A 12,322-nucleotide genomic window follows, 5' to 3' on the forward strand; every position below is an offset into this window, starting at 1 on the left:
GTCCCCCCCCGCCCCGGCCCCCCCCCCCCCCCCCCCCCCGGGGGGCGGGGGGGGGGCCCGGGGGGGGGGCGGGGCCCCCCCCCCCCCCCCCCCCCCCCCCCCCCCGCCGGCGTGTCCTGCGACGACCGGTGCGCGGTACGGCCGTCGTTGCGGTGACCGGCAGCGCGGTACCGATCAGATGCCCGGCAGAGGCTGGGCGGGCGGCGCGTCGGGGCGGGCGTCGTACGCGGCGCGGGCGGCGTCGATGTCTGCCAGGTGCGTGACGCTCCACTCCAGCAGGGGTGCGGTGGCCTGCCGGAGGGTCTTGCCCATCGGAGTGAGTTCGTAGCTGACGTGCGGCGGCATGACGTTGCGGACCGTCCGTGTGAGGATTCCGTCGCGTTCCAGGCTGCGCAGGGTCACGGTGAGCATGCGCTGGCTGATTCCGTCGGTGGCCCGCTTGAGTTCGGTGAAGCGGCGCGGCCCCTGGCTGAGGTTGCGCACGACCAGCAACGACCATTTGTCACCGACGATACCGAGCACTTCGCGGGTCCGGCACGGCTCCTCCTGCCGGCCCGGCCGTGACTCGCTGCCTGCTGCGCTCATGGTCACCTCCAGGGAACCGGGGCACCGGAATGTGCCTTATTGCTCGGGGCATCGTAGGTGCACCACGATGATGTCGGTTCTCGAAGAGTACCGAGGCACGAATGGGAACCGCTCGTTCCCGCGCCTGCGCAGCCCCGAGAGGAAGACTGACATGCCGACATTCCTGCTGGTACACGGTGCTTGGCACAGCGGCCGGTGCTGGGAACGGGTGGTCCCGCTGCTGGAGTCGGCCGGACATCGCGTGTTCGCACCCTCGCTGACCGGCTGCGGCGACAAGGCACACCTGCTCAGTCCCACGGTGGGGCTCGACACACACGTTGAGGACGTCGTCAAGCTGATGCACGAGGAGGACTTGACCGACGTGATACTCGTGGGGCACAGCTACGCGGGCCTGGTCATCTCGTCGGTCGCAAACGAGGTCCCTGAGCGGGTCGCGCAGTTGGTGTACCTGGACGCGATGGTCCCCGAGCACGGCGAGTCCGCCGTCGACGTCCAGCCCATCACCCAGCACCTGATCGACCAGGCCGCGCAGTCCGGCAGCGGCTGGCGCATTCCGCCGCTGCCCGAAATGCCCGCGCCCTACGGTCTGTTCGGTGTCACCGACCCGGTGGAAGTCGCGTGGCTGCGCGCGCTGCTCTCCGACCATCCGGTGCGCTGCCTGCAGCAACCGGTCCGCCTGGACAATCCGGCGATGGAGTTGATCCCGCGTTCGCACATCCACTGCGTCGGTGCGCAACCGGAAGGCATAACGCGCAGGCCCGTCCCCGCGATACAGCCCAATGGTTCTCCCGCACGGGTGTGGGAACTGCCGACCGGGCACGACTGCATGGTCACCATGCCGGCAGAGCTGAGCGAACTGCTGCTCAAGCTCTGATCAGCCAGGCGATTCGCCCTGCTGCCCCCCAATTCGGACTGATCCTTGCGTCCTCCCCTCCACGGCCGGCCACCAAAGGCGCCTACCGAGGGACGAGTTCGCGTACGAGCGCGGCGACCTGTTCCGCTTCGATCAGGAAGCCGTCGTGACCGTAGGGGGATTCGATCACCCGGAGGTGATCTCCCGTGCGGATTCCGGCGGCCAGCTCCGCCTGCTGGGCGAGGGGATACAGGCGGTCCGAGCGCACCCCGGCGACCAGCGTCCTCGCGGTGACACGGCGCAGAGCGGCGCGCGTACCACCGCGACCGCGGCCGATGTCGTGCGTGTTCATGGCCTCAGCCAGCACGACATAACTGCCGGCGTCGAAACGGCGCACCAGCTTGGCGGCATGGTGGTCGAGATAGGACTCGACCTGGTACCGGCCTCCGTTCCACGGATCCTCCGTGCCCTGGGGCGCGCGACCGAAGCGGATCTGCAGCTCCGCCTCGCTGCGGTACGTGACGTGGGCGATACGGCGGGCCAGGCCGAGCCCCGCGTGCGGACCCCGGCCCGTGTCGTGATAGTCGCCGCCGTGCCAGTGCGGGTCGCTGCGGATGGCGTGGAGCTGGATGCCGGCCCAGGCGATCTGCTCCGCGCTCGCCGCCGCCGCGGTGGCGAGCAGCAGGAGTGCGCCCGTGCGCTCCGGATACGACACGGCCCACTCCAGGGCACGCATGCCGCCCATGGAGCCGCCGACCACCAGGGCCCAGCGGTCGATGCCGAGCGCGTCGGCCAGGCCGGCTTCCGCGGCGACCTGGTCCCGCTGTGTCAGTGCGGGGAAGGCGCCGCCCCAGCGCCGTCCGTCGGGACGCTTCGAGGACGGCCCGGTACTGCCCTGGCAGCCGCCCAGCACATTGGGGGCGACGACGAACCACCGGTCGGTGTCCAGGGCGAGACCGGGCCCGACGAGCCCGTCCCACCAGCCGGGGGTGGGGTGACCGGGCTCGGCCGGTCCGGCGACATGACTGTCGCCGGTGAGCGCGTGGAGCACCAGTACGGCGTTGGAGCGGTCCGGTGCCAGGCGCCCCCAGGTCTCGAACGCCAGCCGGACACCGGGCAGTTCGCCCCCTGCTTCCAACGGCAGCGGTTCCTTGCGCACGTGCCACTGGCGGCGACCCGGAGGGTCCCCCTCCCGCCAGGCCCCGGAGGGCGACGGGAGGGGGATCTCGGAGGTCGCCAGTACGGCGCTCAGGACGCGCCCTTCGCCGCGCGGAAACCCGCCTCCAGGTCCGCCTTGAGGTCGGCGAGGTTCTCGATGCCGACCGACAGCCGAACCAGGCCGGGCGAGGCGCCGGTCGCCGCCAACTGCTCCTCGTCCAGCTGGCTGTGGGTGGTGGACGCCGGATGGATGATGAGACTGCGTACGTCGCCGATGTTGGCGAGGTGGCTGAACAGCTCGACGGCGTCGACGAACCGCTTGCCGGCCTCGACCCCGTCCCGCAGTTCGAAGGCCAGCACCGCGCCGGCGCCGCGCGGCAGATAGCGCTGCCCCGCCTCGTACCACCGGTTGGACTCCAGCCCCGGGTAGTGGACGGCGGCGACCTCGTCGCGCTGCTCCAGCCATTCGGCCAGGGCCTGGGCGTTGGCGGAGTGCCGTTCGACGCGCAGGCTGAGCGTCTCCACGCCTTGCAGCAGCAGGAAGGCCGAGTGCGGGGAGAGCGCGGGGCCGATGTCGCGGAGCAGCTGCACGCGCAGTTTGACGGCGAAGGCACCCGGGCCGAGCGCGGGCCAGTACCGCAGGCCGTGGTAGCTGGGGTCCGGTTCGCTGAAGTCGGGGAAGCGCTCGATGTGCGCGCCGAAGTCGAAGGTACCGCCGTCGACGACGACACCGGCGATGGTGGTGCCGTGCCCGCCGAGGAACTTGGTCGCGGAGTGGACGACGATGTCGGCGCCGTGCTCGATCGGGCGCAGCAGATACGGGGTCGGCACGGTGTTGTCCACGATCAGCGGGACGCCCGCCGCGTGGGCGGCGTCGGCCACCGCCCGTACGTCGAGGACGTTGCCGCGCGGATTGCCGAGCGTCTCGGCGAACAGGGCCTTCGTGTTCGGCCGGACCGCCGCGCGCCATGCTTCGAGGTCGTCCGGGTCGTCGACGAAGGACACCTCGATGCCGAACTTGGGCAAGGTGTGGCGGAACAGGTTGTACGTGCCGCCGTACAGGGACGTGCTGGAGACGATGTGGTCGCCCGCGCTCGCCAGAGTCAGGACGGCGAGGGTCTCCGCGGCCTGCCCGGAGGCCACGGCCACCGCGGCGACGCCGCCTTCGAGCGCGGCGACGCGCTGCTCGAAGACGTCCTGGGTCGGGTTGTGGATACGGGTGTAGATGTTGCCCGGCTCGGCGAGCGAGAACAGGTCGGCGGCATGCTGGGTGTCGCGGAAGACGAACGAGGTGGTCTGGTAGATCGGCACCGCCCGCGCCCCGGTCGTCGGATCCGGCACGGCGCCGGCGTGGATCTGCTTGGTCTCGAACGACCAGGCAGAGGTGTCGGGGCCCACCGGTTCGTCCTCGGGGGTGTGGCCGGCGGTGACGGAATCGAGCGGCTGGCTCATGGTTCTCCCTTGTGCGGGGCGTTCAGGGTGCGTGAAGACACCGCGCGGCTGCTGTCCGGGCCGGAAGACGGCAGGGCGGAGGACAGCGCGGTGCGCAGGTGAAGAGGGGGAAATCAGATGCCGGAGCGCGAAAGTCAGCTCACGGCGCGACAACACATGGTGGTGACACGCACGTAGTCAACGTGGCGGCGAGTCACAAACCCGGTCATGCGCTCAGGTAACCACAGATGGTGACGACGCGCCAGTACGTGAGTACACGGCCTCCATGGAAGTCCTGGACCGATTGCGGGACAGCCCCCAACGAGCTCGTCAGTGCTGCGATCGGGTGGGTTTCGCCGGGTCTGTCGACGAGAAGCGGACCGTGGCGGGGACGGGACGGGGGCGGGTGATGAGCGACAACTACCTGACGGTGATCCCGACGGATCCGCACTGGCAGCCCAGTGAGGACGCGGCGGACCGTGCCGTGACCGTGCTGCGCGGAATGCTCCCGGACGACGACGCCCGCCGTGGTCTGGAAGCCAAGTGGCACGACAGCGTGGAGGTGGTCTCCTGCGGCACCAACCTGGAGACGGTCTCCGGCCCGCACCGCGGTGGGGAGTTCGCACTCGACTGGTGGGCGGAGGCCGTCTCGGAGCTCCATGCCCAGGGCTTCCCGACGCTCATGCAACGAGGAGCTCGCCTCCCTCACGGGCGCGCTCGGACACCCCCTACGGCAGATCCTCATCCATATCTAGTGCCGGACCGGTTGCCGTGCCACGCGCCTTGCCTCATCGGCCACCGTGAGTCCCAGGGCCCACCAGCAGTACAGCCGTCGGTCGGAAGCCTGAGCGCGCTGAGCCAGTCCGCCCAGGGCTTCCAGAACCGCGGCCGTGTCCTCGACGCTGATCCCCGTCTGCCGGAGTCCATCGGTCATGCACCACGGTCCGGCAAACCGAACGAGGTCGTCCCGCGTCGCCGTGGCGAGGGCATCGGTCAAGGTGTCCGACAAGCTGACCACGAACGGCGGGCCGTCCTCCGGTTCCGACAGCAGCTGCCCGGACCGCCGGCGTTCGCCGGCCTCCTCATAACCGCAGCCGGTCACGGTGGCTTCGAGCTGAGCGACGGCGACGACCGGATCGATGCTCTTCAGGAAGACCACGTCGACTTCGGCTTGCCCCGGCCCTCCGGGCGTCTGGAGGACCGCGACGGCAGTTCGGTCGTCAGCGGCGGAGAAGTAGTCGCACAGCGTCATGCCGCGGATTCTGCCACCCACGGCTGACAGTCCTGCCGTCACCGCCGGAGCGGTCGACGGCCGACCACACGGGGGCGAGTCTCAGTGCCTTGACGCACGCCGGTGCTCTACTCGTTACCCGTCACCCCGCACCGGTCGTCATCCCGGCTGCCACCCCCTCGGCCGTCACCGCCAGCCCAGCTCCGGTGCCACATGGGTCAGAACGCTGTCGATGACATGCGCGTTGTAGTCGACACCGAGCTGGTTGGGCACGGTGAGCAGCAGGGTGTCGGCGGCCGCGACGGCCTCGTCCTGCGCGAGCTGTTTGACGAGTACGTCGGGTTCGGCGGCGTAGGACCGGCCGAAGACGCTGCGGGTGGTGGGGTCGATGTAGCCGATCTGGTCCTTGGAGGCGCGCTCCTGGCCGAAGCAGGCGCGGTCCCGGTCGTCGACGAGCGGGAAGACGCTGCGGCTGACCGAGACCCGCGGCTCGCGGGTGTGGCCCGCCGCCCGCCACGCCTCCCGGTACGCCTCGATCTGCTTGCGCTGCTGGACGTGCAGCGGTTCCCCGCTCTCGTCGTCCTTGAGCGTCGAGCTCTGCAGGTTCATCCCCCGCTCGGCGGCCCACACCGCGGTCGCGTCGGAGCCGGACCCCCACCAGATGCGGTCCCGCAGCCCCTCGGAGTGCGGTTCGATGCGGAGCAGCCCCGGCGGGTTGGCGAACATGGGACTCGGATGGGGCTGCGCTATGCCCTCGCCCTTGAGTACGTCGAGCAGGGTCTCGGCGTGCGCGCGCGCCATGTCGGCGTCGGTGCCGTCCTTCGGCGGCCGGTAGCCGAAGTACCGCCAGCCGTCGACCGCCTGCTCCGGGGAGCCCCGGCTGATGCCCAGTTGCAGGCGGCCTCCGGAGATGAGGTCCGCGGCCCCGGCGTCCTCGGCCATGTAGAAGGGGTTCTCGTAGCGCATGTCGATCACACCGGTGCCGATCTCGATCCGGGTGGTGCGTGCGCCGATGGCCGCGAGCAGTGGGAAGGGTGAGGCGTGCTGCCGCGCGAAGTGGTGGACCCGGAAGTAGGCGCCGTCGGCTCCCAGCTCCTCCGCCGCGACCGCGAGGTCGATCGCCTGGAGCAGGGAGTCCGACGCGGAGCGGGTCCGGGAGTGCGGTGACGGCGTCCAGTGCCCGAAGGACAGGAATCCGATCTTTTTCATGTTTCCTTCAACGATGAGGGGCCCGGTTCATTCCGCGCCCGCGCTGAGCACCGGGAAGGAGGTCACCCGCGCGGTTCCTCGTACGCCCCGTGCAACGCCGCTACTGCGGGCTGATCTTCTCGATGACCGTGTCGGTGATCTCCGCCAGCAGAACGATCTGGCCGGGCGTGAGGTGGTCGAGGAACAGGCGGCGGACGTCTTCGACGTGCCGCGGCGCGGCCGCCTCGATGGCCGCGCGGCCGGCCGGGGTGACCGCGACATAGGCCCCCCGCCCGTCGTCGGCGCAGTCCTCACGCGTGAGGAGACCGCGCTTCACCATGCGCGACAGATGGTGCGACACCCTGCTCTTCTCCCACCCCAGTACCTTGGCGAGCTCCATCACGCGCAGCTGGTCGTCCGGGGCGCGGGTGAGCTCGGCGAGTACGGTGTAGTCGGTCGCGGACAGCCCGAATTCGCTCTGCAGGGACCGGCCGGCCTGATTGACCAGAAGATCGTGCATGCGCAGGAGTCCGCGCCATGCACGTCCCTCGTCAGGGGAGAGCCAACGGGGTTCTTCAGTCATGGGTCCAGCATAGGAAAAAGTTGACGCTTCAGTCACCTTTCGCACCGCTGTGCTACGGCACCGGTCAGCGGGCCAGAGGTGCGAGCTCCCGCCACTGTGTCCGCGGCAGTCCCGGGTCGGCGCTGATGGCGTGGAGGGCGACGTGGGTGGCGCCCGCGTCGAGGTGGGCCTTGATGCGCTCGTCGACGGTGTCGACGCTGCCCCAGGCGACGACGGAGTCGATGAGGCGGTCGCTGCCGCCGCCCGCGAGGTCGTCCTCCGAGAAGCCCTGGCGCAGCAGACTCTTCGCGTAGTGCCCCATACCGATGAAGGGGGCGAGGAACCCCCGCGCGGTGGCCCTGGCGCTGTCCGGACGGGGATCGACGACCACGGCCTGGTAGGGCGCGAGGAGGGGGCCGGGCCCGAGGACGGCGCGTGCGCCGGCGGTGAAGTCGGGGGTGACCAGGAAGGGATGTGTGCCGGCGCTGCGACGGGCGGCGAGTTCGGTGAGCTTGGGGCCCATGGCGGCCACGAGCCGCTCGCCGGCGGCCACCGGCTCGGGAGCTTGGTCGAGACGGTCGAGGTAGGTGCCGAGGGCGGCCAGGGGACGGTACGTCCCGCCGGCGTGCTGAGCGGCGGCGGCGTCACTGACACCGAGGCCGAGGAGGACGCGGTGGCCGTACTCCTTGCGGAGCCGGGCGTGCCCGGCGGCCATGTCCTCGGCAGGGTGGCGCCAGATGCTCAGCACGCCGGTCGCGACCGTGGTGTGCTCGGTGGCGGCCAGAAGCCGTTCGGTGTCGCCGAGGATGTCACCCCCGCCGAGACCGGGGATCCACAGGGCCCCCCAGCCCTGGGAATCGAGCTCGGCCGCGGCGTCGGCGATCTCACCGCTGTCACCGTGCAGACGCAGTTCCGGACTCCAGATGCCTGTGGTGCCGATGTGCATGACGGTGTTCCTCCGGTACGGGGGTGAGTGCGTCCGCGGTGGTGTGGTCAGACCTGGTTGGCGCCGCCGTCGACGAAGATCTCGGTGCCGGTGATGTAGCTGGACTGGTCGGTGGCGAGGAAGAGGGCGAGGTTGGCGACTTCCTCGGGCCTGCCCATGCGGCCGAGGGGGACGCCGGCGGCGAGGGTGTCGCGCAGCTGCGCGGCTTGTTCGTCGTCGGGGGCGAGTCCGTTGAGGCCGGGGGTGGTGATGGGCCCGGGGGCGATGGTGTTGACGCGGATGGCGCGGGCGCGCAGTTCGTTGGCCCAGGTGCGGGCGAAGGAGCGGATGGCGGCCTTGGAGGCGCCGTAGACGCCGAAGGCCTCGTTGCCGACGCTGCCGGCGGTGGAGCCGGTGAGGATGACGGAGGCACCGTCGTTGAGGAGGGGCAGCGCCTTCTGGACGCTGAAGAGGACGCCCTTGACGTTGGTGTCGAAGGTGGCGTCGAAGTGTTCTTCGGTGACCTGCTCCAGGGTGGCGAATTCGCCGCCGCCGGCGTTGGCGAAGAGCACGTCGATGCGGTCTCCGTGGTCGGCGACGGTGGCGTAGAGGCGGTCGAGGTCGGTGAGGCTGGCGCTGTCGGCCTGGACGCCGATGACGTCACCGCCGATCTCGGCGACGGCCTTGTCGAGGGTCTCCTTGCGGCGGCCGGTGATGTAGACGCGGGCGCCCTCCTCGCGGAAGCGGCGGGCCGAGGCCAGTCCGATGCCGCTGGTGCCGCCGGTGACGACCGCTGTCCTGCCGTCGAGCTGTCCCATGGTCTTCTCCTTGCTGGGTGGTTCGGCAGCTGCTGTTCAGCCTTCCATCACCGTAGGTCTGGGAAGGTGACGTGTCAACTACTTGGATGACATGCCACCTACTGCTGCGGAAGGGGCGTGCCCGCACCGCTGATACGGCGTGATCAGGCGCACTGTGCGTTGATGTTCCCGCATGCCGTGCCTCACTTCACGACCCGGGCCGACCTTCAGGGGTTCCCGGCCCGGGTCAACCTCAATCTCAGGGGTGAACCAGCGCATGTCGGGGCGGCGGTGGATCAGGCGAGGGCGGAGGCGAGCAGGGTGAAGGCGGCGATGATGACGGCGACGCGGACGTAGTGCCAGCGCTGCCAGCGGTTCAGCTGCTGCTTCCAGTCGGCGGGCCGGTTCTCGGGGGTCCAGGTCTTGTTCCGGTTGTTGATCGGGACGAGCAGCAACATCGACATGACGACACTGACGATCAGCAGTCCGGCGGCGGTGACGACGAGTCCGGCGCCGTGGTGGTGCCATCCGACGCCGGCCCAGATCGCGCTGAGGATGAGCGAGCCGATGTACCAGAAGGGCATCAGGGCGCCGAGCATGCGGCCGCCGTGGGCGTGGCCGAGCTGGCCGCTGTCCTCGGGAAGCGCGTCCAGGATCCGGTTCATGATGAAGGCGACGGAGAACTCCACCCCCACCATCAGGCCGACGACGACGGTGGTGACGACCTCAAGCGCGTTGAGCATGACGAACCTCCGTTGAACTAGCGTTGCTAGCTGGCGAAGCAACGCTAGTGCTGCTGCCGCTCGATTGTCTAGCGGTGCTAGTATCGGCTCATGTCGGTACAGGAACGCAAGCAGCGCGAACGGGCGGAGCGCGAGCGCCTCATCGTGGCGTCAGCCCGCGAACTCGCCGAGCGACAGGGTTGGGAGGCGGTCACCACCCGCCGGCTCGCCGAGAGCATCGAATACAGTCAGCCCGTCCTCTACAGCCACTTCCGCGGCAAGCGCGAGATCATCGGCGCCGTCGCCCTTCAGGGGGCCGCCGAACTGGCCGCGGCGGTGCGGGCCGCGACCTCCGCCGCGGACGGCGCGCGTGCCCGGGTCGCCGCCCTGGCCCGCGCCTACCTCGACTTCGCCGCACGCAACCCGGCGGTCTACGACGCCTTGTTCCAGCTCGACGGCGGCCTGGCGTACGCGCAGGAGGACACCCCCGAGCCTTTGAAGGACGCCTTCGCCGCGCTGCTGGAGACGCTCGACGAGGTCGCCGGCGACGGCGTCGACCCGGGGCTGTTCACCGAGGTGTTCTGGGCCGCGCTGCACGGCCTCGCGACCCTGACCCGCGCGGGCCGCCTGCTGCCCGAGGACGCCGAGGCGAGGGTGGAGCTGCTGGTGGACCGGCTCGCCATGATCTGACACGCCGTCCTCATGGGCACGCAGCCGGGGCTTCCGGGCCCCGCCGCTGCATGCCTGCCTGCGGTGACGATCCGCGATGCGACCGAGCTGGTCTCACCGCCGACCGAGGTCTCCGAGACGGACGGAGATGGACGGCGCCGGCGGCCGCCGGATCTGCGGCCGGCCTCTCACCCCGGTCAGCCCCCCACCGCGGTCACCCCCCACCCCAGTAAGCCCCCACCACGGGCCGCCCGCCACCACCCTTCGGCGGCTCAAGTTCCGCAAACCCCTTTCGGGGTTGACGGTGGATGCAATCGCTGCGTTAGACAGCGACCCCAGTCCTTCAGGCTTCTTCGTCAGCGACGTGCTCACTCCTGGGTCCGATGCCCTTGATCCTGGTCGGAGTTCCCTCCGGGGTGAACGAGTGGTGGAAGGTGAAGGCGTGCGGCGCGGAGCCGTGGTCGTGGAGGTGTTCCAGCCGGGAAACCCCGACCTGCCAGGTGGGTGTCACGCCATCGGATACCCACCAGATCACGTGATTCGGGTGCCCCGTCTTCTCGAACCAGTCGTAACGCCTGTTCAGCGCCGCACGGTGCACACCGGTGTAGACGGAGTCGAAGGCGGGGCGCAGGCCGGTCCAGAGTGAGAGGGTCGCGGCCAGGGCGGTGGTTTCCACCGTACGGCCCTTGCCGTACCACATCGGTACCGCGAACTCCCCCCATGCACCCCAGTCCGCCCCGAACAGCAAGCCCCGGTCGCCCTCTGCCGCTTCAGCATGGCCGAGGTACCCGGGGTGCTGACTGATCTTCCGGTAGACGGCCTCACCTATGTCGTAGAACTCGCTCGTGAGAGGCGCGGGATCGGCGAGAGGTGACTTCAGGACGCCGAATGTGTAGAGCGCGAGATGGGTCATGCGTCTCTCCCTGGTTGTGGGTGCCTGGTGTGGACCCGGTTCGGTGACTTACGCCTGAGGGCGAGGATCCGTGGAGCGTGACCAACTCATCCCGTTGCGGGGACGGCTCAGCCCGGGCCCGAAGCAACTCCTCTGCGGCCATGGGCGGTTGCCGACGACACGGCGAAGGTAGCTGCCTCCGCGGGCCCTGTCGAAGTTGCGTTTTCCCTGTCTACGTGGCCTCTTGTACCGGTCGACGCTGCCCGGGGTGGCGCACGCGCGGCCACCCCGCACGGCACACGCTGCCCGTGTCGTGGGCCGGGCACAGCCATGACCGGCTTACGCAAGCCGCTCGGACTTCACGAACGTGACGTATCCGATGACGGAGTACGGCTCGACGTTGAGCTTGCCGGTGTCGTTCAGGATCTGTTCCTCGTCGGCGAGCAGGTTCCCGGTTCGTGGATCGAAGATGAGCGTGCGCTTGTTGGGCAGGCCGCCGAAGCGGTCGGTGAGGGAGAGCGCTTCGCCGGTGCGGCCTGTCCGGTCCTTGACGGTGCCTGCGTAGACGACGCCCTTGGTGTCTGCGAGGACGCGGAGCAGTGCCGCTCGCTGCGCGGGGGAGAACACATGCTCCTGGAAGCGTTCGGGTACGACTTCGTACAGCAGGCCGGGCCCCAGGTCCTGTCCGTTCGCCAGCCACTTCCGCATCCCCTCCTCGGTGGCCGGCGGCTCGGTCACCGGTGACGCCCCGCTGGAGCCGGAGGTGGTCTGCGCGGACCGGCCAAGCGCTCCGGCGTCCTCCCACACCTCGCGCTGCTCACTGTTCTGGAACGTGGGAGGAAGTGTCCTGGTCTTCCAGTGCGTCGAACCGTCAGGCTTCTGCCACGTCTCACGATGCTCTGGAATGACGGCCGACGTCACCTGGATGCTGTCGACGCGCGTGGACAACGACCATGAGTTCCACACGAAGTGCTCCGTCTTCCACGACGCGGGCCTGTCGTCCGGCAACTGCCCGACCCGGTCCGCGATGCCCTTGAGTACTTCAGCCGCCGACCGGTCGCTCCGGTGGTACGCCAGCGGCGCCGGAGTCAGGGCGAAGGCGGGCTGGGAGGCCGTACCGAACGGGTCGACCACCGTGTAGGCAACCGCAGCCGCGGTAGCCGCCGCGGCAGCGGCGAACCACCAGCGCAGCGCCGGCCGTGGCGAGGGACGGGGCTCGGCAACAGCGTGTTGCGGCGTGGCGAGGAGGTTCTTCAACCGCGCCTCGTCGGCAGCCCGTCCCGCAGGCACGGGATTCATCCCACGCAGT

General features: G+C 70.0%; 13 protein-coding genes. 2 read left to right on the forward strand and 11 right to left on the reverse strand.

The genetic code is table 11. The annotated features are described in order from the left end of the window. Nucleotides 1-174 precede the first annotated feature (174 nt). Complete coding sequence (locus ACH4LD_RS36680) at nt 175-585, reverse strand: winged helix-turn-helix transcriptional regulator (RefSeq protein ID WP_398058489.1); 411 nt, start codon at nt 583-585, stop codon at nt 175-177. A 151-nt stretch (nt 586-736) separates the two neighbouring features. Here ACH4LD_RS36680 and ACH4LD_RS36685 point away from each other — a divergent pair, with 151 nt between their 5' ends. Further along, nucleotides 737-1,459: an alpha/beta fold hydrolase gene (locus ACH4LD_RS36685; protein WP_398058491.1), complete on the forward strand. Its 723-nt coding sequence runs from the start codon at nt 737-739 to the stop codon at nt 1,457-1,459. An 82-nt stretch (nt 1,460-1,541) separates the two neighbouring features. Here ACH4LD_RS36685 and ACH4LD_RS36690 read toward each other — a convergent pair whose 3' ends face one another. The 8 genes from ACH4LD_RS36690 to ACH4LD_RS36725 form a co-directional block, all read right to left on the reverse strand. Then, entirely contained in the window at nt 1,542-2,690 is a 1,149-nt protein-coding gene (locus ACH4LD_RS36690) for a homoserine O-acetyltransferase (RefSeq protein ID WP_398058530.1), read from the reverse strand. Next, on the reverse strand, nt 2,687-4,048 hold the full coding sequence (locus ACH4LD_RS36695) for a bifunctional o-acetylhomoserine/o-acetylserine sulfhydrylase (protein ID WP_398058492.1): 1,362 nt from the start codon (nt 4,046-4,048) through the stop codon (nt 2,687-2,689). The genes ACH4LD_RS36690 and ACH4LD_RS36695 overlap by 4 nt, the downstream gene beginning before the upstream one ends. Nucleotides 4,049-4,778: 730 nt before the next feature. After that, nucleotides 4,779-5,279 (reverse strand): hypothetical protein, encoded by a 501-nt coding sequence (locus tag ACH4LD_RS36700; RefSeq protein ID WP_398058493.1) that lies wholly within the window; start codon nt 5,277-5,279, stop codon nt 4,779-4,781. 165 nt (nt 5,280-5,444) lie between these two features. Then, the gene (locus ACH4LD_RS36705; RefSeq protein ID WP_398058494.1) at nt 5,445-6,467 is read right to left on the reverse strand and encodes an LLM class flavin-dependent oxidoreductase; all 1,023 of its coding nucleotides are present in this window, start codon (nt 6,465-6,467) and stop codon (nt 5,445-5,447) included. Between the two features lie 100 nt (nt 6,468-6,567). Beyond that, a complete protein-coding gene (locus ACH4LD_RS36710) occupies nt 6,568-6,966 on the reverse strand; it encodes a MarR family winged helix-turn-helix transcriptional regulator (RefSeq protein WP_103812069.1) in 399 nt (132 codons plus the stop codon). Nucleotides 6,967-7,093: 127 nt separating this feature from the next. Beyond that, complete coding sequence (locus tag ACH4LD_RS36715; RefSeq protein ID WP_398058495.1) at nt 7,094-7,954, reverse strand: TIGR03620 family F420-dependent LLM class oxidoreductase; 861 nt, start codon at nt 7,952-7,954, stop codon at nt 7,094-7,096. Between the two features lie 47 nt (nt 7,955-8,001). Continuing rightward, nucleotides 8,002-8,751: a glucose 1-dehydrogenase gene (locus ACH4LD_RS36720; RefSeq protein WP_398058496.1), complete on the reverse strand. Its 750-nt coding sequence runs from the start codon at nt 8,749-8,751 to the stop codon at nt 8,002-8,004. A gap of 275 nt (nt 8,752-9,026) precedes the next feature. Beyond that, nucleotides 9,027-9,473 (reverse strand): anthrone oxygenase family protein, encoded by a 447-nt coding sequence (locus tag ACH4LD_RS36725; protein ID WP_398058497.1) that lies wholly within the window; start codon nt 9,471-9,473, stop codon nt 9,027-9,029. 90 nt (nt 9,474-9,563) lie between these two features. Between ACH4LD_RS36725 and ACH4LD_RS36730 the strand changes: the two genes are divergently transcribed. After that, the gene (locus tag ACH4LD_RS36730; protein WP_398058498.1) at nt 9,564-10,142 is read left to right on the forward strand and encodes a TetR/AcrR family transcriptional regulator; all 579 of its coding nucleotides are present in this window, start codon (nt 9,564-9,566) and stop codon (nt 10,140-10,142) included. A gap of 322 nt (nt 10,143-10,464) precedes the next feature. Here ACH4LD_RS36730 and ACH4LD_RS36735 read toward each other — a convergent pair whose 3' ends face one another. Then, a complete protein-coding gene (locus ACH4LD_RS36735) occupies nt 10,465-11,034 on the reverse strand; it encodes a DUF3291 domain-containing protein (protein ID WP_398058499.1) in 570 nt (189 codons plus the stop codon). Nucleotides 11,035-11,352: 318 nt separating this feature from the next. After that, nucleotides 11,353-12,303, reverse strand: coding sequence for a CU044_5270 family protein (locus ACH4LD_RS36740; protein ID WP_398058500.1), 951 nt, complete (start codon nt 12,301-12,303; stop codon nt 11,353-11,355). Nucleotides 12,304-12,322: the final 19 nt, after the last annotated feature.

Source organism: Streptomyces sp. NPDC017676, assembly GCF_044329325.1.
GTDB lineage: Bacteria > Actinomycetota > Actinomycetes > Streptomycetales > Streptomycetaceae > Streptomyces.

Bases quoted from the DNA above. Each gene is read 5' to 3' on its own strand.
- ACH4LD_RS36680 (WP_398058489.1), bottom strand. From the start codon at position 585: ATGAGCGCAGCAGGCAGCGAGTCACGGCCGGGCCGGCAGGAGGAGCCG.
- ACH4LD_RS36685 (WP_398058491.1), top strand. From the start codon at position 737: ATGCCGACATTCCTGCTGGTACACGGTGCTTGGCACAGCGGCCGGTGC.
- ACH4LD_RS36695 (WP_398058492.1), bottom strand. From the start codon at position 4,048: ATGAGCCAGCCGCTCGATTCCGTCACCGCCGGCCACACCCCCGAGGAC.
- ACH4LD_RS36700 (WP_398058493.1), bottom strand. From the start codon at position 5,279: ATGACGCTGTGCGACTACTTCTCCGCCGCTGACGACCGAACTGCCGTC.
- ACH4LD_RS36705 (WP_398058494.1), bottom strand. From the start codon at position 6,467: ATGAAAAAGATCGGATTCCTGTCCTTCGGGCACTGGACGCCGTCACCG.
- ACH4LD_RS36710 (WP_103812069.1), bottom strand. From the start codon at position 6,966: ATGCACGATCTTCTGGTCAATCAGGCCGGCCGGTCCCTGCAGAGCGAA.
- ACH4LD_RS36715 (WP_398058495.1), bottom strand. From the start codon at position 7,954: ATGCACATCGGCACCACAGGCATCTGGAGTCCGGAACTGCGTCTGCAC.
- ACH4LD_RS36720 (WP_398058496.1), bottom strand. From the start codon at position 8,751: ATGGGACAGCTCGACGGCAGGACAGCGGTCGTCACCGGCGGCACCAGC.
- ACH4LD_RS36725 (WP_398058497.1), bottom strand. From the start codon at position 9,473: ATGCTCAACGCGCTTGAGGTCGTCACCACCGTCGTCGTCGGCCTGATG.
- ACH4LD_RS36730 (WP_398058498.1), top strand. From the start codon at position 9,564: ATGTCGGTACAGGAACGCAAGCAGCGCGAACGGGCGGAGCGCGAGCGC.
- ACH4LD_RS36735 (WP_398058499.1), bottom strand. From the start codon at position 11,034: ATGACCCATCTCGCGCTCTACACATTCGGCGTCCTGAAGTCACCTCTC.